Consider the following 23,650-nt stretch of genomic DNA (forward strand, 5'->3'; position numbering starts at 1 on the left):
CCGAAGTCAACGTGGGCGAATTCCATACATACGAATGTGAGTGACTGAGACTTCAACGCTTCAAATTTACTGCTTAGATTCGGCCCAATGTGGTGATGTAAAAAATAAAGGGTCTGCCTCGTGCAACCTTGGTGAGCTGGAAGCAGTTATTAATAGTATAGGCAGTCTGAACGATTAGAAGCTTATTAGAACATGCCGCCACGTCATTAGTTATACAGATCGGCCATTGGCGACGGATATTTTTCATTTCTCGTCAAAGGCATCTGTATGGATGAATCTCACAAGATTTTCGGGATGCGTTACAACAAAGGGGAGAGGATCACATGGGGCTGTTTCGTGACGATTTTTATTCGACCAAGATTTCCAAACGGCGGAGCCTTCGCAAAGTATATCCCGCACAGCGGGTGTGGGGCAGTAGCAGGCGCAGCCGGGGGACGTCCACGCTGTTCGTGGCGACGGTCAGCTCCGTCATCAGTGCGGTAGTGGCGGTGCTCCTGTTCAGCCTCATCACCGGCCTTCCTTCCCATACAAGGGAGACGGCGGCGGTCAGTGCCGTGACTTCAACCCCGCTGGACGGCAGCGGAGATCCGTTTGACCGGCTCGTTCAGGCAGCGGCCAAAGTCCGCCCAACTGTCGTCAGCATCGTGAACTATAAAGATGCGAAGGATGCGGACAAGGGGACGGCCGACCTGGAGGATTCGGCGCTCGGATCAGGGGTCATTTTCAAGAAGGAGAACGGCAAAGCATATGTCATCACCAATAACCACGTCATTGAAGGCTCACAGGATCTGGAAGTGATGACGGTCGGCGGGGACATGAAAAAGGCAACGCTCGTCGGTACCGATAAAGTGACGGATATCGCCGTCTTGTCGGTGGACGACAAGAACATTGCCGATGTGGCCGAAATGGGCGATTCTAAAAAGCTGCGCCTAGGGGAGACGGTGTTCGCCATCGGCAATCCGCTCGGGCTCGGGGATACGCTGACGTCCGGCATCATCAGCTACACCAACCGGGTCGTGCCGGTGTCGCTGAACCAGGACGGCGTGTACGACTGGGAGCAGGAAGTAATCCAGACCGACGCGGCCATCAATGAAGGGAACAGCGGCGGCGCGCTGGTGGACCTGAACGGCAAAGTGATCGGCATCAACACGATGAAGATTTCCGATGCCGGTGTGGAAGGCTTGGGTTTTGCCATCCCGGTCGATCAGGTGATGAAGACGGTGGATGAGCTGATGAAATACGGCAAAATCTCACGTCCTTACCTGGGCGTGTACACCGTGGACCTGAACAATCCGTACGCTCCGCTGGATGAAGACCAGCGCAAGGAGCTGAAGCTTCCGGCGGACGTGAAAGACGGCGTGGTGGTGCTGGATGCCATCGGACCTGCCAAGGACGCCGGACTGAAGCTGAACGACGTCATTACGGAGTTCAACGGGGACCCGATCAAGACTACGCTGGAGCTGAAGAAGTACCTGTATGACAAAGTGAAGATCGGCGACATGCTTAAGGTCACCTTTTACCGTGCAGGCCAGCAGGAGACTGTGGATGTCAAGCTCGCCGACAAGCCGGATTCCTAAAATAGGACGTGTGATCCGGCCCAAAACCGGATATAATGAGAGTCATAGGTTTTCGGAATTGACCAGCCAGAAATACGTACATTGTGTGCAATTGTAAGGGGATGCCATTTTATGTTTGTCGTTTGTAAAGACCATGTGGAGCTCGCGATCGATATGTTCGTCGACGAGTACGAGGACGCGCCGGATATCGTGGACCTGAAGGAGACGGAGTTCTCCGATTGGGACCCGCCCGTGCAGTGCGCGCACTGCGAACAGCCGGCCAAGTTCTTGGTCGTGTAGCCGCAGGGTTTCGCAGGAAATGCTATGAAGAGATGAATAGCGATGGGAGAGCGTGGAGACACGCTCTTTTTTACTTTTTGGAAGAGTGGATCGGGTTCTTGAAATGCAATTTGATAGTTCGATGAAGGGCTGTTCTTTAAGCGAGCTTTTTAAGGCGAAGATCATCGGTGATATCGACGGTTTGGCGAGCAGATTTGGAGAATATAAGCCCTTATGGTGTGCTTCATATATTCAAGGCACGTAAAAAGATAGGTGGAGGGGTATTCATGCTGATTCAAATTATCGGCGTCGGCAAGCTAAAAGAGAAGTATCTGGTGCAGGGCATCCAGGAATACGCCAAGCGGCTGACGCCTTACATCAAATTTCAGATGGTAGAGGTCGCGGACGAGAAGGCCCCTGACACCTTGAGCGAAGCCGAGGTGTCGATCGTGAAGGAGCGCGAGGGCGAACGCATCCTCGCGCACATTAAAGAGAGCGCGCATGTGATCGCGCTCGCCATTGGCGGCCAGCTCTGGAGCTCGGAGGAGCTGGCCGCCGAGATCGACAGGCTCGGCACCTACGGGACGAGCCATGTCGTGTTCGTGATCGGAGGAAGCCACGGGCTCTCCGATCAGGTGCTGCGCCGCGCTCAGCAGCGCTTGAGCTTCGGGCGCATGACCCTGCCGCACCAGCTGATGCGGCTGGTGCTGGTGGAGCAGATTTATCGCGCGGTGAAGATTAATCGCGGAGAACCGTATCACAAGTAGGGCGAAAACTGCTGTTTCCTGCCTGGAGATCTTTAAAAACGTCTGTTTGAGGCATTATGCGCTACGAATGACTAATGTCAAAAAAATCAATTGTTTCAAAGCCTGCTGAATTTGGCGACGGATCCAGTCGCTTCAGATTCTTCAGCAAGTGAGAAGTGATTGCATTCAGGATCGGTATGAGCCGTGGATTGCGCTAGCCGGTATCCTTTCATTTTATAGTGGTAGTGAAATGTTGCGCTCGATCATAAAAGGGATTAATTTACGAAATGCTATGGTGCTTGCAGCCTGTCCATCCCGTTGATATGCATTATAATCGTTCTCGAAGGTTTCCTGCATTTCCTCCGATAAGTGGCGGATGTATAGATGCGCGCATTCACGTATTTGTTCAGGTGAGCCGAAATCAACCACCAGGTCTAGAACGTCAAGAATATAGAATTCCCTTGGATTCGCCTGCGGCAAAAACCATCCAGTCTGGATGACCTCCTCAAGGATCTCGTCAAGATTAGTCTCATACTTGTCCATCAATGGAACGACCTTATTTTGAATCAACGTGATGATTTCTGCCAGTTCCCGCTCTCGGGTGGCTTCATTGGCTAAATTCCATACCTTGCCTTTGTGCCGGAAGGTGCTTAAGCTGATCTCCCAGTATACTTTTCCGCTGTACGTATTTAGGATTCGGCAATTGGTATTAAACTCCAAATAAGTGCCGGCTATATTAGAAGAGTGACTTAAAAAACGTATCTCAGCTGTAAAGGGACCGAGTGGTTTAATCATCTTTCTTCTGGATTTATTGTATTTGAAACCGCATGGCGCGCAGGCCACGGCAATCCTGGAGCAACATTCCCGAAAAATATCCTTCCCAGTTGGATAATCTGTCATATCGCTTCAACTCCATTTTTCTTATTTGTTTAATCTAAAAAGGTATAGCTAAACAGCAATTTTCATTTGTCTCCAAGCCTGTAGTTCCTGTATATATCCTATTATAATGTTACAGGTATAACAAAAAGCGCTTGAAGCCTTTCGTTATGATATAGTAAGGAGTAGAGGGCACCCGATGGGTGCCTTTCGAACTTGAAAGGAGAATATAGATGACCGTAAAGTTTAGCTTGAGTTATACAGATGGAGATTTCATCGACAACATAGAAATTCCAATTTATAAAGTGTATCCCAAGGGTACCTCTTTTCAACTGTATCATTTAAATCGCAACCCTGCTCGTAATGAACACAAAGAATTGCTCGTTATCGATGAATCGGGGATAACACCGGAGAGCATGTTTAAAAGTGTCACAGAATTTTGTGAAAAATTGATCCCCTATTTATTGGATAGGAAAAATGAGTCGTTATTCTTATTTGGGGAGTACTATGATGCAGAGAAAGATAAGATGGTGGACATTGATGATATTGAGATTTCCTGTTTAATAGGCGGGGCAGCCATCTTACAAGAAGAAGAAAATAAGTAATGTAGGATCTACAGAGGTTAGTTACTGAGGAATATGAATCAATGGTTTAAAGGAAAAAAATAAAAATTCAAAAATATCGTAATCAGCTCTTGCGTAGCCTGAATTTCAAATCTCTATCTTTGTCTCCAAAAACTCAAGATACTTTGGGTCGTCTTCCATAAAAATCTCAATGCCGGCGCCCATGTAAGCCCGGGTTAACTCGTCAGCGGCCTTTTCAAAGTTTTCCTGTTCATAATATAACTGTCCCAGCCGAAGATGAATATACGGATTACCCAACCCCTTCGGACACTGCACGGCGTTAAAAAAGCACTTGAAGGCCTTATCGTAATTCTTTACACGATAGTGGACATCCCCAATAGCTACATAGATCCAGGTGGCGGCCTCCCATTCTAGATGATTTTCAGGCAATAAACGGAGGGCGGCAATATAATTTTGCTTGGCGGCATCAAGATCGCCTGTCTTCACGAAGTCATCGCCTTGTTTACATAGAGCCCTAATTGCGGAATAAGTGGAATTTGAGAGCTGCAAAGCGATCGCTCCTGTTCTGTTCGAATGGATTAAGGAATTTTAGCCAATGATCGTTTGTTGATTTTCATCAAAAATGATGGCGTCTGGTATTGCCGGTAAATAGCCTATCGCCCCAATGATACGATCCGTAAATTCTTCTTCATGATCAGGCTGGAATACGAAGCGAATGCGCTTGGCACATAGTCTTTGACTTCAGGTAGATAATCACATATGAAAAGTCTACCAAATTTTTAAGCCTGATCATAGTTTGAAAGCACATTCCGGTTTTATCAGCCCGGAATTAGTTGAATCCGCAAGAGTCAAATTTGGCGCGCAAAACCGTTTAGATACATGGATCCGTTCTGATCATGAGAATTATGGTTTTGCAAATAACATAGAGTGGAAGGACAATGATACGTTGGAGTTTGAGGGTTCTCTAGCCTATCAGGATACGGAAATGATCAAGAATGTTACGGTAGCCTATGAATTCAGTAAAAAAAGGATCTTAAAGTAACCGAGCTTAACCAAGCTAAAAATCCATAAGAGCCTTGTAGCGGATGCGCGGCAGCAGCGCACCTTTCAGCGTGACCACCATACCACCCATAAAAAAGGCCCCATATTGGGCAAGGGGGCCTTTGACCTGTCTATTCACATTCCTGCATTTTTGGAACCCAACGCGCCTACTTTAGTATTAAAAGTTCTCTATTACAATTTTTCCAATGGTCCGCCCGGTTTCCAGCTTCTCGTGTGCTAAACGCAGGTTTGCTGCATTGATGGGCTCTAGTCGTTCAGTTAGTGTAGTTTTTATTTTTCCATCATCGATTAAGTCCGCCAGTTTATTCAGCAATTCGTGTTGTTTGATCATGTCTTTGGTATGATACATGGACCGTGTAAACATGAACTCCCATACAAAGGTTACACTTTTAGGAAACAGCAAGTCCATTTTGAAGCTCCCTGCCCAAGTATCCTTGTTAATAGGAACGATAGAGCAAATTTTACCTTGAGGGACAATGACTTCTGTCATATTTTCAAGATGTTGGGCTGTATCATTCAAGCAAAAAATATAATCTACGGTGTCAATACCAACTTCTTTAAGCTGGGGTTGAAAAGGGTTGTTGTGGTTTATGATAAAATCCGCACCTAGACTTCTGACCCATTGAACTGACTCTGGACGAGAAGCCGTACCGATGACAGTCAAACCTGCTAATTTGGCAAGTTGAATGGCGATCGATCCTACTCCTCCCGCTGCACCGATAATGAGTATGCTTTTGTTTTCATTTGCGTCTAAGCTAATTCCCAATCGATCAAATAGGCCCTCCCATGCAGTTATCGAGGTAAGCGGTAATGCAGCGGCCGCAGCGAAATCCAAACTTTTTGGCATAGTTCCTACAATTCGTTCATCAACCAAGTGAAATTCACTGTTACTTCCTGGTCGAGACACACTACCCGCATAAAAGACCTTGTCCCCAGGCTGAAACAGTTGGCAGTCAGGGCCAACTTGTTCTACGATTCCGGCGGCATCCCAACCAAGAATTTTCGGCGATTCGGTTTCGTAGTTATGTTTTTGACGAACGCCTACGTCTGCTGGATTGACAGAGAGTGCTTTTACACGTACAAGCAAATCGCGGCTAGTAGGTTTCGGCTTATCCAACTGAAGATCAATCAGGCTTTCTGGATTGGATATGGGAAGGTATCGGTAAGCACCGACTGCTTTCATCTTTTGGTGAGTATTCATGGGGATCCATCCTCTCAAATAGGAAATGTTGTACAGTTGCATTGTAAAGCAATTCAATTACTTTTAGTAAGTACGCAGATTTTTATGGTATAGTATGAAAAATCAAACCATTGGGGGATAAGCTGATGGGAGACCGAAGAAATAAATATGGATTGAATCCGGATATGCAAGCATGTCCGGTTGAAACAACGCTGGATGTTATTGGTGGAAAGTGGAAGGGGATCATTCTCTATCAGCTTTTGGAAGGAAAGAAAAGATTCAATGAATTCAGGCGCCTTAATCCGGGAATCACGCAGTTCATGCTCACATTGCAATTAAGAGAGCTTGAACGGGATGGCATCATTCATCGTGAAATATTTAAAGAGGTTCCGCCTAGAGTGGAATACTCCCTTACTGATTTCGGAAGGACTTTAGAACCGGTTATAACGTCTATGAAAGCATGGGGGGAGTCTTATAAAGAGAGGCTTAATGAAAATCGAGCGATGCAAGGGGACGAGTAACTCGTGAGCGCAGAACTGTGCCATAAGTAACGACGGAAAATTTGAATGTTGCAAGTCCTTCCTAAGTATTACCGCAAGTTAGCAGATCATTTATTATCAAAATAAGCTGAGAGAAGATTCCCTTCTGTCAGCTTTTTTTTAGCGGTTTGAGGAAATTGCGTACTTTCTTACATGAGGTTCCTGCTGTTCCTTCCCTACCAATCTCCCAAATTTTTTACTTAGATTTGATATATTCTTCGACTTCCATGATTTGATTTATGTTAAAATATCTCCGGATCAGAAATTGGAGAGGGGTTTTATAACTCATGTCATGGAAAAACGTTCTGGGTAAAAGCACCATTCGTGTGGCTACGACTGCTCTATTACTTTCCCAACTGTTTGGCGCAGTAGGTTCTGTCTCTGCTGCAGGCAACGATGTCGAAGTACACTTGATTGGTATCAATGACCTGCACGGTCAGTTGGACACCACATCGATAGTTAGTGACAAAAAGGTCGGAACAGCTCCAATTCTAGCAACATATTTAAAAGAAGCTCAAGCCAAATATGAAAACTCCCTGCTCTTCCATAATGGAGACTCTGTTGGTGCATCCGCCCCCGTCTCATCTCTGGATCGTGATGAGCCTACGATGGAATGGATGAATATGATGGGCTTTGATGTAGGTTCTTTGGGCAATCATGAATTCGACCAAGGTATCGCTGCATTAAAAGCACAAATCTTTGGGGGCCTGGATCCAAAAGAAGGCAAGGTAACCCATGCTGGCGCCAAATTTGATTATGTAAATGCAAACGTCATTGAAACTTCCACAGGCAAACCATTGATTAAGCCCTATGTGGTTAAAGAAGTGGGCGGTGTCAAAATCGGATTTATCGGATTAGTAACGAAAGCAACTCCTTCTAAAGTATCCCCAGCGGGTACAGCAGGCGTGCGTTTCTTAAGCGCAGAAGAAGAAGTTGCAGCCGTTAATAAATATGCAAAAGAATTGCAAGATCAAGGGGTAGAAACGATCATCGTCCTGGCACATGATCCGGCAACAACTAAAGAAGGCGTCACCACTGGAGAAGCGGCTGATTTGGCCAAAGCTTTGCCTGCCGATTCCCCTGTTGATGTTATCGTTGCAGGTGACAATCATGCTTTAGCTAACGGTGAAGTGAATGGAAAATTGATCGTTCAGGCTTATTCTTATGGTACGGCATTTGAAGATATTAAGCTGATGATTGACCCTACGACTGGAGACGTAGCCGAAAAATCAGCCACAGTTACAACAACTTTTCAAGACGGTGTCAAAGAAGACCCTGAATCTTTAGCTATTATTAAAAAATCATTAGACAAGCATCCTGAGCTAACGAAGCCAGTAGGTACGACAGATGGTTCTGTCACTCGTACAGATGCTTATAATAACGAAGCACCTCTTGGAAACCTCATTGCAGATGCAATGCGTCAAGCAGACTTTGGTGATAAAGCAGGCGCTGCTGACTTTGCATTTATGAATCCAGGCGGGATTCGTGCGGATCTGCCGCAAGGCGATGTAACCTTTGCTGATCTTGCTAAAGTACAACCTTTTGGCAATACTTTAGTGAAACTGGAGCTGACGGGTGCACAAATTCAAACCTTGCTGCAGCAGCAATGGGGTACAAACGCGGACGGTACACCAAACACCAAAACACTACAAATCTCTGGCTTAAAGTATACGGCAGATTTCAGCAAGCCAGTTGCAGAACGTGTGACTAGTCTCACTCTTGAAGATGGTACACCGATTGATCCTGGAAAAACATATACGGCTGTAGTTAACAACTTTATGGCAGCAGGTGGAGATAACTATAAAGTGCTGGTGGATGCTAAATCATCCTTAGCCGGTCCGATCGATCTGGATGTATTCTATCAGTATATTGTAGATAAATTTAAAGGTGGCGCTATCCAGGCTAAAACAGAAGGACGTATTACCAACCTGGGTGCATCTACAGAACAACCGGAAACACCTGTAACCACAGAAGTTATTTCTCGTGCTGAGTTTGTCAGTGCTCTAGTAGATATGTTGAAACTAAACCAAGTAGCTGCAGCACCTGCATTCAAGGATGTTGCTGCTGACGCTGCCTATGCAGATGCCATCGCTGAAGCTGCTCATGCCGGTTTCATCCAAGGCTACGGTGGTAACTTCAATCCGGATCGTGATATCACTCGTGAAGAAGCGGCTACCATTCTTGCTAAATTGTTGAACAACCCAGTTTCTGATAAAAACGCTGCTACGATCATTGCAGGTTTTGAAGATGGCAAAACCGTTTCTGCCTACGCGGTTAAATCTATGGCCACTCTGATTGATAAAGGTATTCTAAGTGCAGCGGATAAAAAATTGCTTCAACCTAAACAAGGTCTTTCCAATAACGATGCAAAAGCGTTAATTCAAAAGGCTGTCGCGGCAAAAGCTTCATAATTTAGAAGTGATTCAAACCTTATATTAAGACAGGAAAACACATCCCTAATGGTGAATAGTTTTCTTTTATTGATAAACCTCAATAAGTCCATCAATTCATGGAGAGGTTTATCTAGAAGAATGCTACATTCCCATTTAGGATGTGTTTTTTTTCATCGGTAATCCCCAATACCCATTCTTTTAAGTGTGGAAATTTACTCTGTACGGCTTTCAAACTCTTCCAAGACCTTGGATTTGTCGCCATAAACCTTCTCCAGGTGATCCTCTCCCCAATAGCATAAAAGGTCAAGCGCGGGTTTTAATCCCCAGCCGTAGGGAGTTATCTTATACTCTACTTTAGGTGGGATCTCTTGATAAATCTTGCGTGCGACAATCTCATCCTTTTCGAGGCCCCTTAGTTGAGTGGTCAGCATCTTCTGCGTAATGCCAGGGATTAGCCGGCGAAGTTCAGATGTCCGTTTCGGTCCTGTCATCAAATGATAGATGATTAAAGGCTTCCATTTTCCTCCCATTACTTCTAATGCAGCCTCCACCCCAACTGTATACTTCTTTCGAACGCGTTCCCGTTGTTCAGTCATCTTGGATTCCTCCGCAAAAAGGATGTGTTTTCGCTAAGAACATAACTTCTAGGGCATCTATCCAGGGCACTTCCATGTTCCTAGGGTACCCGTATGATCCTATAGAACGTGAAAGTGCGTACTTCCAGGTTATTTTAGCATTGTTTATAATAGCATCAGCCGTTGATCATGGCTAGAAGTTAGCTGTTGAGAAAGGAATGAGGATACAAGCATGAGTGTATTATGCGTTGTTTCGCACCCGCGAAAAGATTCCCTGACCTTTAAAGTCGCCGATCGTTTCGTACAAGGTCTTGCCGAGGCCGGCCACGACTATGAGATATTGGATTTACATGGGATTGGCTTTGATCCGGTTTTAAAAGGAGCAGACGAACCGGATTGGTCTGCTGCCGAACAGTCCTTTTCTCCTGAGGTGGAAAGGGAAATAAGACGAATGAAGGAGCACGACGCCCTGGCGTTTATTTTTCCAGTTTGGTGGTGGAATTTGCCAGCCATGCTGAAAGGTTATATTGACCGTGTATGGAACAATGGCTTTGCATACGGTTCGAACCATCTTCATCATCAGCATGTCTTGTGGATTGGTCTGGCTGGCGTTTCCAAAGAACAGATGGAAAAGCGAAATTACGATGAAATGATTACCCATCACCTCAATGTGGGAATTGCAGATTATTGCGGTGTAACCAGTTCCAAAGTTGAATTTTTATACGAGACCTTGGACTCCGATTCCAAGCATTATGAGATGCTGCTTAATCAAGCTTATCACTTAGGGTTGAATTATGCCAAGGAGCGAGGCCCCGCAGTATAGAGGTTGGCACGCATGCCCATGCCTGTAGTAGTGGATTTTTCGCCGATAGACTCGTTAAAGCTGAGCCGTATCATAGTGACGGCGAAAAATGCTAGGAAGGTGTAGAATCTCTTATATACATCTAGCTAGCGCAGAGTGATAAAAAACGGATAGTATACAATAAGTTTTGCTTGTCATCCAAAATCAGAAGACCCGTTCGGAACAATGAATTCCAACGGGTCTTTTTTTTGCCCTTTCATTGAAGGCGTGGCCTTATTCGTAGTCTGGTAATATTCAGTAATTATTCAGTAGGAATTAGTATAATCATCGCAAGTCGACTTTATTCTCCAAATTTAGACAGAACTAAAAATGGGCTGGTCATATGTTGATGTCCTACACCTGCTACATATACCAACAAGCCTATCAGCATCTGTGGAGGAGAGGAAAGGAGGGAACTCTGCAAGATTTAGATGATGCAAAGGGCTGTTGGGATCGAGCCAATAGAAGCTGTATATTCGGTTGAGCGATATTGAACCGATGATCCTACAGTCGCAAAAATTTCAGTAGTGTCGGGAATGGAGGACAAAAGTGTCTTGAAACGAAAACGCAGCATAAGTAAAGCAATACTCTCTTTCTGCTTGGCAATTATGCTTGTCTTGCAGACGGTGGCGTTCTCTGCTGCCGCATTTGCGGAGAGTGCGCCAGACAATTCGGGGGCAGCGGCCGTTAGCGAAGCCGATTCGCCTAGCGCGGACCAACCGCCGAGCGTTGACGAACCGTCGAACACGGACCAACCGCCGAGCGCGGACGAACCGTCGAATACGGACGAACCGCCGAGCGTAGAAGAACCACCGAGCGCGGACGAGCCGCCGAACACAGACCAACCGCCGTCAGTAACTGAGGCGCCGATCAATAAGGTAATGATGGCGGCAGTACCGACGGACAAAACGGCGGTGTTCATGGAGGCTAATTCAACCTTTCCGCTGAAGGTGACGCAGGGAACTCCCCCTGTTGACATTGCCCCAGGCGGTACGATCCAGGGCCGACAGCAGTTTACGCTGAAATCTGAAGGTCTAAAACTGCCAGTGAATGGTGATGACCCAAATCCAACTAATGCAGATCTTGAAAAATACATACAAAAGGGTGACTGGATTGAGCTAAAAAGAGAAGACCACTTCAAGGAAGTGGTGCTGCCGACAGCTACCAAAACCTTGATGGCAACCACTGAATTAGGTGTGAAACAGCTTGGTACTGCCACTTTCACCCCGGATAGCATCAAGATTGTATTTAATGGCGACGACAGTTTTTTTAATGGTATTGGAAAAGCGGTCACCTTCGGCTTTGAAACAACCGCCAATTCGGATTTGAATGGAATTGAATACGGCGATACAAAGCCTATCTCGATTTTCGGGGGAGCATATGGGTTAAAGAACCCGGCTGTTACGCCGGCATACAACATCAGCTTGACAGGAAACAACTGGCCAAAGAATGGGAGCTGGTCTTGGTGGTATGTGACCGTGCCAGGCTATCAGGATGGCTATTTAACTTTCCAGTCTACTCCATCATCTTTTGATGTGCTTGATGCAACAATCAAGCTGCCGCTAGATGGGATGACGTTCTATACGAAGCCTTCCGATTACCGCATGGTCTATGTACCGGGGTCCTTCAAGGTAAACGGCACTAAGGTAGAGCCAACCATTGATGTAGATGGCAGTCTGAGCTACGTTTTCCCGGCAGGAACGGGAGTGGATCCAAAGGTTGAGTATCAAGCATGGTTTCATAAGGATCTGTATTATAAAGAGTATCGGGGCGTGGGAATCGACCCCGGACGAGGTAGCGGACAGCGTTTTGACCCAAAAGTAGAACTGAGGGATGCAAGTGCTGGTGTAAAAGCCAGTGCAGCACGGGAATCGTGGGTCGCACCGGACTGGATCCAAACATCAGGCTCTTATGACCACCCGAATGAAACCATTACATGGAAAGTTACTGTTAACCAATATAACAAAAAAAAGTTAAAGGATTTTACTATCACAAATGTATTGCCTGCCGGGCTAGACTTTTTATCAGCTGAATGGCAGACATGGGTGGATGGCGTTGCATCTGGAGAAACACAAATTACACCGGATGCGAACGGCGTTTATTCCTTCGGGGATATTAATGGTAAAGTAGAATTAGTGATTAAGAGCAAGGTAACAAGCGGTTCCAGCTTCAGAATCGAACCTCGTGCCAACTGGGATTTGGATACACCAGATGGCATACAGAATAACGATGTAATCACTGGTACAAGACCTAACGCAGTGACTGATGAGGCAATGGTCACCATCGGGGAGCACGTCTTTACAAAGAGTGGGTCTGTATCGATCGAGGATTTCAACCTCGGCGGCATCACGTGGACTGTCAATCTAACGCCACAGTATGCCCTGCCAAATGCGGCGGTATACGATGTTCTGGTGCATGGCGGAGATTTGAACGTCTTGGACAACGCTGTGGATGAAACCGGAGAGGTGAGCGCGGAAACGATTGCGAAAATCAAGGCAAATGTTAATACTGCTCAGCTTTGGAAGCAGTATCATGCGGGATCCTTGAAAGGCGTAACCAATGCGAGTGGCTTGACACTGAAGGCTATTCCTTTGACGGTGAACGGTGAAGTCGTGGCGGATTTGGTTAAGGTAACTGGATACACCGACAAAGCTGCATCCTTCAGCTTCCGTTCACTGGAGACCAACCCAGACATCCTCTTCAGGCAGGATATTAACATAGGGAAAACAAGCTGGAATCGGGCTTTGCTTTTTGATGGCGAAACCGTAAAACAAGCGCAAAACAACACCAACCTTCACCTGCGTATGCTGAATAAGGATATGCTTGCCGCATCCTATCCTATTAAGAAGGACGGGACGGCTGACACATGGTATACTCCGAACAACGTTAACCGTTATATCGGTTATGATAGCTCATCAAGCGGCGACGAATACACCATGGCTGGTTATGACCGGACAACCAAGACGGTCACCTTCCGCCTAAGCGTCAATATGCCGGGCTACAACACGGTCGAGATGGCGAAAGACGGCGGAAGTCGGGTCATCACCAATGTGAAGCTAGTAGACACCTTGCCCGCGGGGTGGGAGTTCGTTCCGTTCTCCGAGGAGAAGGATTTTGAGCTTTGGAAAGGTTATTCGGATAATGGCAGTGGCACTGGCTATGGGGTTCGAAACAACGCTGTTTCAATCATCGAGCCGAACGACCCTGCTCATGTGGTAAGCTTCTCACAGAGTGGAAACGTAGGAACCTTTACTTTCTCTAAATTGGAAAGCCCGTATGTTATTTTGGTCAAGGCGAGACCTTCCAATGCAGCACTGGAGAAATATTTGGAGGAGTACACCGCCAACGGAACGTCCAAGCAGGTGCTCTATAACAAAGCCGATCTTCACATGACATGGGGCGGGGTGGAGAAGGTCCTCACCGAACAGCGCAAAGTTATTGTACCAATTCAGACCTTGGGCAAATCGGTAACTAAGCCAGTTCCAGGGGTGCTGGAATGGACGGTGAACTATACCCCGCCATTCAACATGGAGCAGGGTGTTTATTTGCAGGATACCCTAGGTGCAGGGATGAATCTTCGCTATGAAGAAAACGGAAAGCTTGTGCTGACAGCGCCTAGTATGGCAGTTTATCCTGCTAAACTGACTGCCAGCGGTGCTCTGGAAAGAGAGGGCGCAGCGCTGGACCTTAGTGACCCGAACTGCGAAGTTCAGGTAGAAGCTGCACCAGGTGAGGGAGGCACCACCGTTCTCATATTCAAAATGAACAACCCTAATAAGCTTTACCAGTTTGTGTACCAAACCGAGGTTGACCCTTCTAAAGCGAAAACTGGAGACAAAATGGGCAACGAGGTAAAGCTGATGGGCGATGATAAGCTGAAATCTGTCAGTGCCAAAAGTGAAAGCACGCTGGACAGTTCGGACGTAGCCGGCAGTTCAAGCTCCAATGCCCTTCTGCCCCTGAAAAAGGTAGATCCTAACAACAATCCGCTAAAAGGCGTAGAGTTTACGCTCTATAAGAAAGACGGCGGATCTCAAATCGCTAAAGGAACAACAGATAGCGGAGGAAAACTCAACCTACTGTTCCCGGATCCAGGTTATTACGAGCTGAAGGAAACCTACATTGATCTGAATACCTGGCTGCCGATCACCCATGTGTATCAGGTGTACGTGGGGAATACGCCCGGGAAGCCCATCTGGGTAGACGGGGTGAAAGTAACCTCTGATAATCCGCTGATCGTCCCAACACCAGCCCAAGGCAAGCTGACCATCACCAATAAGGTAGAAGGCAACGGAAGTGATCCGAACAAAGCATTCGAGTACACCGTAACCTTCGAGGGCGAGGGCAAAGATGCGGAGTACGCCTATAAGAAGCCCGATGGTACAATTAGCACTATCAAGTTCAAGAGCGGAGACAAGATCTTCCTCAAGGACGGAGAATCTGTTGTATTTCCAGCTCTGCCTGCAAATCTGGTCTATACCGTAACTGAGGGTGATTATACGACCGCTGACGGTTACACGACGGAGCCGCAGACGAGAGTATGGTCCGGCAAAATTGCAGATAAAGGCGACCACAAGGCGGACTTTCTTAATGAGCGAACCGTCAACAAGCTGACTATCAGCAATACGGTCATTGGCAACGGCGGCGATAAAACGAAGGAGTTCGAGTACACCGTCAGCTTTGAGGGTGCAGGCAAGGACGGAAGTTATTCTTACGAGAAGCCGGATGGCAGTACAGGTACGATCAATACCGGCGATACCTTCAAACTCAAGGATGGAGAGAAACTGGATATTTTAGGTCTGCCTAAGGATTTGAAATATACAGTTACCCAGAAGGACTACACAACCGATGATTACGTGACTACTCCCGAGGAGCGAAACTATACCGGAGTCATGAAGGGCAAAGATGAAAATGCCCCGTTCACGAACGTGCGGGTCATAAAGGGCGACCTGCTCATCAGCAACACGGTTAAAGGCAAAGACGACGACAAGAAAAAACTGTTCCAGTACACGATCACCTTCACAGGAGAGGGATCGGAGATATCCTACGCCTTTGAGAAGTCGGATGGCACCAAGGACATGATTAAGAGTGGAGACACCTTCGATCTTACGGATGGTCAGACGCTCGTTGTGCATGAACTTCCGACGGGTCTCGAGTATAAGGTAATCCAGAATGATTATTCGGAAGACGGCTATGTGACGGAGCCTGAAGATTTCATTCGCACAGGAACCATTCCGGAGAAAACAGCAGCCGAAGCACGCTTCGTCAATACCCGCCCGTATCTGGAAGGCGTGCTGCGTGACAACAACACAGGCGAAGTCATTCCGAACGCGGAAATCATCGTGACGAACAAGAAGACCGATGAACAGCAAACGATTCGGACGAATGAGAAGGGCGAATATTCGATTCCGGCCGCAGCGGATACCGACTATACGATCACTTATACGAAGCTGTATCACGTAGGCGGAAAAGATGTCCCTGTCGATTTCACGCAAAAAGCAAATGTGGACGGCAGTGTGAGAGACGAGACCGTTCCGGCCGACATTACGGCGGTAGGGATCGTGCTGTTCAAGCAGCTGGATGGAACAAAAGAGCTATTCAACGATTCGTTTACCAGCCAGATGCATATTTATTTAAAGGACAAGGACGGCAATTATATTCAAGAGAACGGTCGTCCCAAGGCGTTTCCGATGGCTTCAAACGACACTTTCTCCGTGGAAGGGTTAACCGAGCAGAAGTACACTATGGAAGTTCGCTATGAAGCTGAGGACGGTAAGGAATTGCTCTTCAAGGTGACGCAGCTGGACGTGAAAGCAAACGGAGAGCTGAATATTTCCGAGGAATTGGTCGATCCTTACGGTACGGTTTATGATGAAACGACAGGAGACGCTATCACCGGCAAGAAAATTGATGGAGCCAAAGTTACTCTGTATTATGCGGATACGCAGCGGAATAGAGATAACGGGCACACTCCGGATACGAAAGTAACGCTTCCTCCGGTCCCGAATTTCCCGCCGCACAACAACGAGAGCCCCGAGCAGGATAGCGACGCAAATGGCTTCTATGCATACATGGTGTTTCCTGACGCAGATTACTATCTGATCGTAACGAAGGACGGATATGAGACGCATCGGAGCGATACGATTTCTGTCGATTATGACATTATCAAATACGACGTGCCAATGAAGCCGATCCGTTCCGGTGGCGGCTCCGACAACGGTAACAGTGGGGGCGACAACGGCAACGGTGGAACCGATAACGGTAACGGCGGAACTAACAACGGTAACAATGGAACCGACAACGGCAACAACGGAACCGGTAACGGCAATAACGGAACCGGTAACGGCAACAGTGGAACCGACAACGGCAACGGCGGAACCAACAACGGTAACAATGGAACCGACAACGGCAACAACGGAACCGGCAACGGCAACGGCGGAACCGATAACGGTAACAATGGAACCGACAACGGTAACAACGGAACCGACAACGGTAACAGCGAAACCGACAACGGTAACGATGGAACCAACAACGGTAACAGCGGAACCGACAACGGCAACAACGGAACCAACAACGGTAACAGCGGAACCGGCAACGGTAACAGTGGAACCGACAATGGCAACAACGGAACCGGCAACGTCGGCAACGAACTGGACGATGCTCCGAAAACCGGAGACAACAGCGTATCGCCTATCCTTTATATGGCTTTAGCGCTGATGTCCTTGATGACCATCGGTTTCTGCCTCATCGGTAACAAGAAGAAAAAGCACATTCAGTGACCGGAAAGGCGGTAAGAAAATGAGCAAAACTAAAAAGATTCTTATCGCCGTTTCCCTCCTTGTGTTGGTATTTTCTCTCTTCAGTATTGCGAGGACTCTCCTTCAGGATTATGCTGAACAGCAGAAAATCAAAGAGCTGACAAAAGTTAGGGAGGATGGGTCTGGCAAAGGCGGAGGGGATGCAATCCCCTCCCTTTTGTCCAATAAGGCGGGTAAGCCGGTCATGCTTCCCGAATTTCGAGAGCTTTACGAGAGGAATCCGGATATCGTCGGCTGGCTGCAGATTGACGGCACCCGAATTGAGTACCCGGTCATGCAGAATCCCCAGGATGCGGAGTATTATCTCAATCATGATTTCGATAAGAAGGAAAACAAAGGCGGCCTCCCCTTTTTGGATGCGCATAGTCGGGCCAATGGTTCGGGCATTTTGCTGATTCATGGACATCACATGAAAAGCGGCTGGATGTTTAAAGATTTAATGAAGTACAAGAACGAAAACTTTTATAAAGAGCACGCTACGTTCCAGTTCAGCACGCTTTATGAAAAGGAAAAATACGAAATTGTAGCCGTCATTCTGTCGCAAGTTTATCGCAAATCGGACGACGTTTTTAAATACTACCAGATTGAAAATGTAAGTACGCCCGCCGAGATCGATTCGTATGTACAGAACATCAAGAAACTCGCTCTTTATGACACGGGCGTCACAGCCCGGTATGGCGACAAGCTTGTTGTACTGTCCACTTGCGAGTACTCAACCGAAAACGGCCGGCTAGCGGTGGTTGCCCGAAAGATTAAATGACGATGTAGAAATACGGAGTCAAGCTGTTTGATATCGCGTTCTCCCTTTGGAGGACGCGATTTTTTAGCATTCGGGGCTGGTTGTTCCAGCCCCTCTTTCATTTCTTTTTCTCCAATTCCGCCTTTAATCTTGCATTCTCTTCCAAAAGCCTTTGAACGTCCGGGATATCCTTACCGGAAACCCAGCCATGTAAATCGTCTCTTGCTGCATACCCCGGCAATTGATCACGAAGTACCATTTTAATGTGCCGTACATCCTCAACATAATAGATGGGGACTTGTTCCATGACCGTTTGCTTAAACGCTTGAAACTCCTGATAGTATTCAATCGCTGTAAAGTCGTATGGCTTTTGTCTTAATGCTTCATCTGTAACAACAAAAGCAAATCTAGGTTTGCCCGCTTCTCCGGCATACTCATACTCCCAATGCGTATAGCTCTTGGATTCATCATGAGGGAGCGTTAAGCCATAGAATCCACCGAGAATCAGGATATATACGTCGGACTCGTCGATCCATCTCTTCCTAATGTTCATTGGACTTTCCTTGAAAAATTGCTCGACTCCAGCAGGGATATGACCGGCTTGAAGTATGGCTTCCACAGCGGTATGTCTTTCCTCAATTAGATCATAGTAAGTAGACGATATGTAAATTTGTAGTTTTTTTCTCATAAGCCCACCTAAATTGTAGAATTCGTAAAAATAAAGAGTGAAGAGTGAAATAAAGGAATGAACGAAATAGGCCGTATTGGGCCGGTATAACAGGAGGTTCAGGGTAAAACTATATTTCAATCCATTTAGAATCTACCACCCTCTCACATTATTTGTCAAAATTTGCAGGGGGTCTTATGCGGCAAGCTTGCCGCTTCGGGAACATTGGAACAACCCTACGAACCAGTATTAAACGTATATTAAACTTGAGGTCACCTAAAAATTATCCTAAGGAGGTTAGGGATTGGTGGCCGTACTCGCTGCTCTATTCGGCTTGTTATTCGTTAACAAGTCATCGGTTCGCCGCGAAAAAGCAGAGTTTTAACGTGGGGTTCGCAGTACCAAGCCCGTATCCACGCAACAAAAGAGCATCCTTAAGGATGCTCAATTAGTGTACGGTGAAGCGTATCAATTTTTTGGACCCGGCAGGGATCATTGATGGTTATCCCATGGAATTTTGCCTGCGCAGCTTAAGCGCATGAGTCCCAACAATGCAGACCCAGCCAAGATAGGACACAATGAGGATACGCCCGTACAAACCTGCAAGCACGCCAGGACCAAACTGGCCGTCGTGAGGGATCTGAAGGATGAAAAGCACCATGATGATGAACGTAATGCTGGCAGTAACAAACAGACGTACTCGAATGGTCCTCCAAGCTTCATTGCGTGCTAAGGCAAAGCTGATCAGGAGAGCGGCCACTGGCGTGTAGTCTAGCGTGGCTCCAATAGAATGCATTTTACCGCTGAACGTTGCATCATCCTGACTTACCGATAAAGGGTCTGTCACGAAAATGGCAGCGATCATGGTACCGATGGCGCTTATCCCTAGAATAACGAGTCCTATGTATCCTGCAATATTGCGGGCCTGTGATTGGATCACGATTCCGGAGCTGATTAAGCTCACTGCTAATAGCCCAAAAGCAAGATGCATTAACCAACCGAAATTGCCTAATGCGTATTCGCTGATAAATCGCCAAGTCGGGTCGAATTCCGGCTCTAGCAAATGGAGGCTTCCTAGAATGATTACGAAAATCACTCCGGTACTGATGGACAATCGTGCAGCCGACGCAGAAATTGGTTTTGTATTCAAAACCGGTTTAATCACTTTGTAGATTTCCCCCTTTACGCTTGTTCCAATGCCTTAGCGATGATCACTTCAGCCAGTACATTCGGAGCCATCACAACAGCGGAATGATCCTGGCCTATCAGCGTGAAGGTTTCAGCAGCTGGCAGAATTCCAGCAAGCTCTTTGGCCGCGTCGTGAAACAAGGGTTCGCTATTCTCACCTGTAATGATTATAGCCGGAATGCTGACGTTCCAGCGATTGACTGGTAGCGGCTTGCCGGATTGGGTATCACCCATAATCATTCCATCGTAAGCGAGAGTGTGAGCCAAGGCCTCCATCGAATTCCAAGAAGGATCGGCTTTCATGTAACTTATATATTCCTCAGGAATACCAAGTGCTTCTAACATGTAATAGGCAACTGCATCGCTTCTTCTATCGGCTTCAATCAAACTGTTCAAGTGCTCGACGTATTCTGCGGGAAGCGGCTTGCGGCTATCGTTAATAATAAAAGGCGGTTCATACAGGTACAGCCTCGCGACTTGCTCTCCTAAGCGGCTGGCTGCCTCAAGAGCCAAAACGGCGCCGGAAGAGCTTCCAAAAAGACATGCGTTGCCCCCGGCCGTTTGAATTAATGCCTCGATATCTTCTACCTCACGCTTAACGGAATACGGATGGGTATCGGAGCTTTGACCGCGGCCTCGTCGGTCATAGTTGTAAACGGTGAAATGGTTGGCCAGCTGGTCGGCAATCTGAGCAGCATCGTGATGGTCAGCAGCTGCAGAGGCAACGAGGATAATGGCAGGGCCGTTACCTTGCCTTTCATAAGCGATTTTTGTGCCATCTTTTGAAATGACAGTTTCCATGGTTAAGTTTCCTCCTCTTAACGATTCTGAATAGAGCTCAAGTCGGTCAAAGGCATCCGCGAAGCCCTCAATCATGCCCATGGCTTCGGCATTTTCCAGTTCTTCGACCGTAGCAAAACGTGTCACAATGCTAAGCTTTGTTCCTTTTGCCACCTCTTCGAATAAGACGGTCGTACTCATCTCGCTGTTCTCTACGATATTCCAGTCTTTATCGGTGAAAGTATCCATGTAAACGAGTCTGGAAGGCTCACTAACTTCCTGATAAACAGCATGACAAAATGCTTCTTCCCCGCTATTATCATCTGCTCTCAGACTATATCGCCAAACACCGCCGGGTTTTACATCCATCTCATACACGCTGGCAGTCCATCGTTTAGGTCCCCACCAACGGGTGATGTGCTCCGGTTTTGTCCATCCTTCCCAAGCAAGACCCGGTGGAATGGCTACTATGCGCTCAACAGTTAATTCGCGGCGTTCATGATCCCGGTGAATTTTTGTTTTCCTTCTCATATTCCCACCCACCTCATTCGTAAGTTTCAAAGAAGCCAAACGAAGGTACCGAACTTCAGTTATAAGTCCTCCTTTTTTTTGTAGTCGAGCATATATTCCTCGAAATTGTCCAGACGCTCCTCCCACAGGATGCTAAAGGAGTCAAACCATTCATCCAGATCCTGGAACGGTGCAGCCTCAAGGCTATATATTCGCTGTTGTGCTTTGTTACGGGATCGCACCAACCCGGCTTCGCTTAAAATACGCAGATGGCGAGACACTTGCGGCTGCCCAATGTTAAGGGCTTCAACGATTTGGCTCACCGACAGCGGCCCCTTTTTGAGCAGTTCAACAATATTGAACCGGTTAGGCTCCGCTAGTGTAAATAATGTCATTTGGAGAGTTGATGTGTTCATGTCTTATATATACACTAAAGTGTATATACGTGTCAACGTATATTTGTGATGCTAGTTGTGGAGCGGATTAATCTCATTTTTAGTTTTTATGGCTGCTGTGGATGAGCGAAACAGGTGTATCATGCTGATTGACGGGCCTGCAATTCCTGGCTGTAAACCGATAGACACGTTAAGCAAAAATCGCATCACAAATGACCCCAGCTTTTTAAATAAATATTTTTCTTGTAATGTAGAAATTGAAGCAGCCCACACGACATTATAGTGCAACCCAATTCCAATACGGTTTTACAGGGAGGAGTTTTTGTATGAGTTACACCTTAATGTTTTACGAGAGCCAGGAGGATTTTGCGGCTAGAATGGATCCAGCCCGGCAACAAGAATACCTGGCAGGCTGGACGCATTACGTGCATGCTTTACGACAGTCTGGAATCGTGGTGTTTGGTTCGGGGCTTCATGCTCCGGAGACAGCTGCAACGATGAAACGGCGCGGCGGTGAAATGGCGGTTCAGGACGGACCGTTTCCCGAGACGAAAGAGCAGCTCGGCGGAATATTCGTGATTGATGTTCCGGATCTGGATACTGCATTAGAGTGGGCTGCTCGAGGGCCTGTCGATACGGTGGAGGTCAGACAAAACCTTCCCGCGCTGAAGTAATCATCTCTATGGAAGCTCATCAAGTGATTGAACAAACAGCTCGTAACGCTTACGGCCGATTACTCTCCTATTTAGCTGTAAATTGGCATGATCTGCAGGCGGTTGAGGATGCGATCGGGGACGCTTTTCTCGCTGCGTTAGAAACTTGGCCGAAGGTCGGCATTCCGGATAAGCCTGAGGCATGGCTGGTTACCGCCGCCCGTAGGCGGCTTATCGACCGTGCACGCCGTACCCGCGTTTCCGAAAGTGCGCTGCCGACACTCATTGCCATGTCAGATGATACACAACGGCTCGCATCGTCAAACACTGGTTTTCCGGACGAACGGCTGCGGATGATGTTTCTTTGTACTCATCCGGCCATTGACCCTGCGATGCGTACACCGCTTATGCTGCAGACGGTGCTTGGAATCGATGCAGCCCGGATTGCATCTGCATTCATCGTCAAGCCCTCCACCATGAGCCAGCGTCTGACGCGGGTAAAGGCCAAAATTCGTACCGAACGCATCACATTTGAATTGCCCGATGCTGAAGAAATCCCGAATCGTCTCGATTCTGTCCTGGAGGCTATTTACGCTGCTTACGGGAGCGGGTGGGACGAAGCAGCCAGTGCCGATTCGCCTCACAGGAGATTGGCAGAGGAATCGATCTATCTAGGAAAGCTGCTTCTCCAGTTCAACCCCCGCGAACCGGAGGTGAATGGCCTGTTGGCGCTCATGCTGCACTGTGAAGCGCGAGTCGGGGCTCGGCATGATGAAGAGGGGAACTATATTCCCCTCTCGCAGCAGGACTGTGCCCGATGGGAGCAAGGCATGACCTTGGAGGCGGAGCGTTATCTGCATATCGCCTCACATGCCGGTGAAATCGGACGCTTTCAACTCATGGCCGCGATCCAATCCGTGCATGCACAGCGTTTATGGACTGGGCAAACAGAGTGGGAGGCGATTGCTCAGTTATATGAGGGCCTCATTCGTATATCTCCTACCCTAGGCGCATTAGTCGGCCGAGCCGCCGCGGTGGCGGAGGCTTATGGATCGGAACGCGGCATTGCGCTTCTAGAAGCCATTCCATCTGCAGAAGTGGTAAGCTATCAGCCCTATTGGGCACTTGCCGGTCATTTATACAAACGGATGCAGCGGAAGGAAGATGCCCACTTGGCTTATAGCCGTGCCATTGGGCTAAGCACAGATATATCGATTCGGCAATTTCTAAATCGCCAAGATGCTGAGATATAAATTACACACCGGGATA

At 47.4% G+C, this 23,650-nt stretch carries 20 protein-coding genes; 11 read left to right on the top strand and 9 right to left on the bottom strand.

The features are described 5' to 3' along the window. The first annotated feature begins 323 nt into the window (after positions 1-323). The 3 genes from C7820_RS24225 to rlmH all read left to right on the top strand — a co-directional run bounded on the left by C7820_RS24225 (position 324) and on the right by rlmH (position 2,602). Positions 324-1,577, top strand: coding sequence for a S1C family serine protease (locus C7820_RS24225; protein ID WP_116233217.1), 1,254 nt, complete (start codon positions 324-326; stop codon positions 1,575-1,577). A 111-nt stretch (positions 1,578-1,688) separates the two neighbouring features. Continuing rightward, the gene (locus C7820_RS24230) at positions 1,689-1,856 is read left to right on the top strand and encodes a CxxH/CxxC protein (protein WP_076172419.1); all 168 of its coding nucleotides are present in this window, start codon (positions 1,689-1,691) and stop codon (positions 1,854-1,856) included. 266 nt (positions 1,857-2,122) lie between these two features. Next, on the top strand, positions 2,123-2,602 hold the full coding sequence (rlmH, locus tag C7820_RS24235) for a 23S rRNA (pseudouridine(1915)-N(3))-methyltransferase RlmH (protein WP_116233218.1): 480 nt from the start codon (positions 2,123-2,125) through the stop codon (positions 2,600-2,602). 213 nt (positions 2,603-2,815) lie between these two features. Here the strand turns inward: rlmH and C7820_RS33550 are convergent, their stop codons facing one another. Beyond that, positions 2,816-3,481: a hypothetical protein gene (locus C7820_RS33550; RefSeq protein ID WP_181909184.1), complete on the bottom strand. Its 666-nt coding sequence runs from the start codon at positions 3,479-3,481 to the stop codon at positions 2,816-2,818. Positions 3,482-3,690: 209 nt separating this feature from the next. On the opposite strand from C7820_RS33550, the gene C7820_RS33555 reads away from it, so the two are divergent. After that, entirely contained in the window at positions 3,691-4,062 is a 372-nt protein-coding gene (locus tag C7820_RS33555) for a hypothetical protein (protein WP_181909185.1), read from the top strand. A 105-nt stretch (positions 4,063-4,167) separates the two neighbouring features. Here the strand turns inward: C7820_RS33555 and C7820_RS24250 are convergent, their stop codons facing one another. Then, positions 4,168-4,590 carry a tetratricopeptide repeat protein gene (locus C7820_RS24250; RefSeq protein WP_116233219.1) on the bottom strand — a complete coding sequence of 141 codons (423 nt, stop codon included), beginning with the start codon at positions 4,588-4,590 and terminating at the stop codon, positions 4,168-4,170. 670 nt (positions 4,591-5,260) lie between these two features. Beyond that, entirely contained in the window at positions 5,261-6,304 is a 1,044-nt protein-coding gene (locus tag C7820_RS24260) for a zinc-binding alcohol dehydrogenase family protein (protein ID WP_116233220.1), read from the bottom strand. A gap of 125 nt (positions 6,305-6,429) precedes the next feature. On the opposite strand from C7820_RS24260, the gene C7820_RS24265 reads away from it, so the two are divergent. Together C7820_RS24265 and C7820_RS24270 are read left to right on the top strand one after the other, a co-directional pair. Continuing rightward, positions 6,430-6,804 carry a winged helix-turn-helix transcriptional regulator gene (locus tag C7820_RS24265; protein ID WP_116233221.1) on the top strand — a complete coding sequence of 125 codons (375 nt, stop codon included), beginning with the start codon at positions 6,430-6,432 and terminating at the stop codon, positions 6,802-6,804. Between the two features lie 305 nt (positions 6,805-7,109). Beyond that, positions 7,110-9,233, top strand: a complete 2,124-nt coding sequence (locus C7820_RS24270) for a bifunctional metallophosphatase/5'-nucleotidase (RefSeq protein WP_116233222.1) — start codon at positions 7,110-7,112, stop codon at positions 9,231-9,233. Positions 9,234-9,427: 194 nt separating this feature from the next. Here the strand turns inward: C7820_RS24270 and C7820_RS24275 are convergent, their stop codons facing one another. Further along, on the bottom strand, positions 9,428-9,811 hold the full coding sequence (locus C7820_RS24275; RefSeq protein ID WP_116233223.1) for a winged helix-turn-helix transcriptional regulator: 384 nt from the start codon (positions 9,809-9,811) through the stop codon (positions 9,428-9,430). A gap of 211 nt (positions 9,812-10,022) precedes the next feature. Here C7820_RS24275 and C7820_RS24280 point away from each other — a divergent pair, with 211 nt between their 5' ends. Then, a complete protein-coding gene (locus tag C7820_RS24280; protein ID WP_116233224.1) occupies positions 10,023-10,613 on the top strand; it encodes an NAD(P)H oxidoreductase in 591 nt (196 codons plus the stop codon). A gap of 445 nt (positions 10,614-11,058) precedes the next feature. Here the strand turns inward: C7820_RS24280 and C7820_RS34180 are convergent, their stop codons facing one another. Beyond that, the gene (locus C7820_RS34180) at positions 11,059-11,553 is read right to left on the bottom strand and encodes a hypothetical protein (RefSeq protein ID WP_258875378.1); all 495 of its coding nucleotides are present in this window, start codon (positions 11,551-11,553) and stop codon (positions 11,059-11,061) included. Here C7820_RS34180 and C7820_RS24285 point away from each other — a divergent pair. Continuing rightward, complete coding sequence (locus C7820_RS24285) at positions 11,552-17,410, top strand: DUF7601 domain-containing protein (RefSeq protein ID WP_258875379.1); 5,859 nt, start codon at positions 11,552-11,554, stop codon at positions 17,408-17,410. The two genes, C7820_RS34180 and C7820_RS24285, sit on opposite strands and share 2 nt — an antisense overlap. A gap of 19 nt (positions 17,411-17,429) precedes the next feature. Then, a complete protein-coding gene (locus C7820_RS24290; protein WP_116233226.1) occupies positions 17,430-18,209 on the top strand; it encodes a class B sortase in 780 nt (259 codons plus the stop codon). A 97-nt stretch (positions 18,210-18,306) separates the two neighbouring features. Here C7820_RS24290 and C7820_RS24295 read toward each other — a convergent pair whose 3' ends face one another. From C7820_RS24295 to C7820_RS24315, 4 genes are all read right to left on the bottom strand, one after another. After that, on the bottom strand, positions 18,307-18,876 hold the full coding sequence (locus C7820_RS24295; RefSeq protein WP_116233227.1) for a DUF4062 domain-containing protein: 570 nt from the start codon (positions 18,874-18,876) through the stop codon (positions 18,307-18,309). Positions 18,877-19,357: 481 nt separating this feature from the next. Beyond that, complete coding sequence (locus C7820_RS24300) at positions 19,358-20,020, bottom strand: DUF998 domain-containing protein (protein WP_116233228.1); 663 nt, start codon at positions 20,018-20,020, stop codon at positions 19,358-19,360. Positions 20,021-20,037: 17 nt separating this feature from the next. After that, positions 20,038-21,354, bottom strand: a complete 1,317-nt coding sequence (locus C7820_RS33910) for an alpha/beta fold hydrolase (protein ID WP_258875380.1) — start codon at positions 21,352-21,354, stop codon at positions 20,038-20,040. Between the two features lie 59 nt (positions 21,355-21,413). Beyond that, a complete protein-coding gene (locus tag C7820_RS24315) occupies positions 21,414-21,749 on the bottom strand; it encodes an ArsR/SmtB family transcription factor (protein WP_116233229.1) in 336 nt (111 codons plus the stop codon). Between the two features lie 305 nt (positions 21,750-22,054). Between C7820_RS24315 and C7820_RS24320 the strand changes: the two genes are divergently transcribed. Both C7820_RS24320 and C7820_RS24325 read left to right on the top strand, forming a co-directional pair. Next, positions 22,055-22,402 carry a YciI family protein gene (locus C7820_RS24320; RefSeq protein ID WP_105445395.1) on the top strand — a complete coding sequence of 116 codons (348 nt, stop codon included), beginning with the start codon at positions 22,055-22,057 and terminating at the stop codon, positions 22,400-22,402. Positions 22,403-22,410: 8 nt separating this feature from the next. Next, positions 22,411-23,634 (top strand): RNA polymerase sigma factor, encoded by a 1,224-nt coding sequence (locus tag C7820_RS24325; protein WP_116233230.1) that lies wholly within the window; start codon positions 22,411-22,413, stop codon positions 23,632-23,634. Positions 23,635-23,650 lie beyond the last annotated feature (16 nt).

The sequence above is a fragment of the Paenibacillus sp. VMFN-D1 genome (assembly GCF_003386155.1).
GTDB classification, from domain to species: Bacteria; Bacillota; Bacilli; order Paenibacillales; family Paenibacillaceae; genus Paenibacillus_AQ; species Paenibacillus_AQ favisporus.

Excerpts from the sequence above, each read along its gene's own strand:
- C7820_RS24225 (WP_116233217.1), top strand. The coding sequence starts at position 324 with ATGGGGCTGTTTCGTGACGATTTTTATTCGACCAAGATTTCCAAACGG.
- C7820_RS24230 (WP_076172419.1), top strand. The coding sequence starts at position 1,689 with ATGTTTGTCGTTTGTAAAGACCATGTGGAGCTCGCGATCGATATGTTC.
- rlmH (WP_116233218.1), top strand. The coding sequence starts at position 2,123 with ATGCTGATTCAAATTATCGGCGTCGGCAAGCTAAAAGAGAAGTATCTG.
- C7820_RS33550 (WP_181909184.1), bottom strand. The coding sequence starts at position 3,481 with ATGACAGATTATCCAACTGGGAAGGATATTTTTCGGGAATGTTGCTCC.
- C7820_RS33555 (WP_181909185.1), top strand. The coding sequence starts at position 3,691 with ATGACCGTAAAGTTTAGCTTGAGTTATACAGATGGAGATTTCATCGAC.
- C7820_RS24260 (WP_116233220.1), bottom strand. The coding sequence starts at position 6,304 with ATGAATACTCACCAAAAGATGAAAGCAGTCGGTGCTTACCGATACCTT.
- C7820_RS24265 (WP_116233221.1), top strand. The coding sequence starts at position 6,430 with ATGGGAGACCGAAGAAATAAATATGGATTGAATCCGGATATGCAAGCA.
- C7820_RS24270 (WP_116233222.1), top strand. The coding sequence starts at position 7,110 with ATGTCATGGAAAAACGTTCTGGGTAAAAGCACCATTCGTGTGGCTACG.
- C7820_RS24275 (WP_116233223.1), bottom strand. The coding sequence starts at position 9,811 with ATGACTGAACAACGGGAACGCGTTCGAAAGAAGTATACAGTTGGGGTG.
- C7820_RS24280 (WP_116233224.1), top strand. The coding sequence starts at position 10,023 with ATGAGTGTATTATGCGTTGTTTCGCACCCGCGAAAAGATTCCCTGACC.
- C7820_RS24285 (WP_258875379.1), top strand. The coding sequence starts at position 11,552 with ATGGAGGCTAATTCAACCTTTCCGCTGAAGGTGACGCAGGGAACTCCC.
- C7820_RS34180 (WP_258875378.1), bottom strand. The coding sequence starts at position 11,553 with ATGAACACCGCCGTTTTGTCCGTCGGTACTGCCGCCATCATTACCTTA.
- C7820_RS24290 (WP_116233226.1), top strand. The coding sequence starts at position 17,430 with ATGAGCAAAACTAAAAAGATTCTTATCGCCGTTTCCCTCCTTGTGTTG.
- C7820_RS24295 (WP_116233227.1), bottom strand. The coding sequence starts at position 18,876 with ATGAGAAAAAAACTACAAATTTACATATCGTCTACTTACTATGATCTA.
- C7820_RS33910 (WP_258875380.1), bottom strand. The coding sequence starts at position 21,354 with ATGAGAAGGAAAACAAAAATTCACCGGGATCATGAACGCCGCGAATTA.
- C7820_RS24315 (WP_116233229.1), bottom strand. The coding sequence starts at position 21,749 with ATGAACACATCAACTCTCCAAATGACATTATTTACACTAGCGGAGCCT.
- C7820_RS24320 (WP_105445395.1), top strand. The coding sequence starts at position 22,055 with ATGAGTTACACCTTAATGTTTTACGAGAGCCAGGAGGATTTTGCGGCT.
- C7820_RS24325 (WP_116233230.1), top strand. The coding sequence starts at position 22,411 with ATGGAAGCTCATCAAGTGATTGAACAAACAGCTCGTAACGCTTACGGC.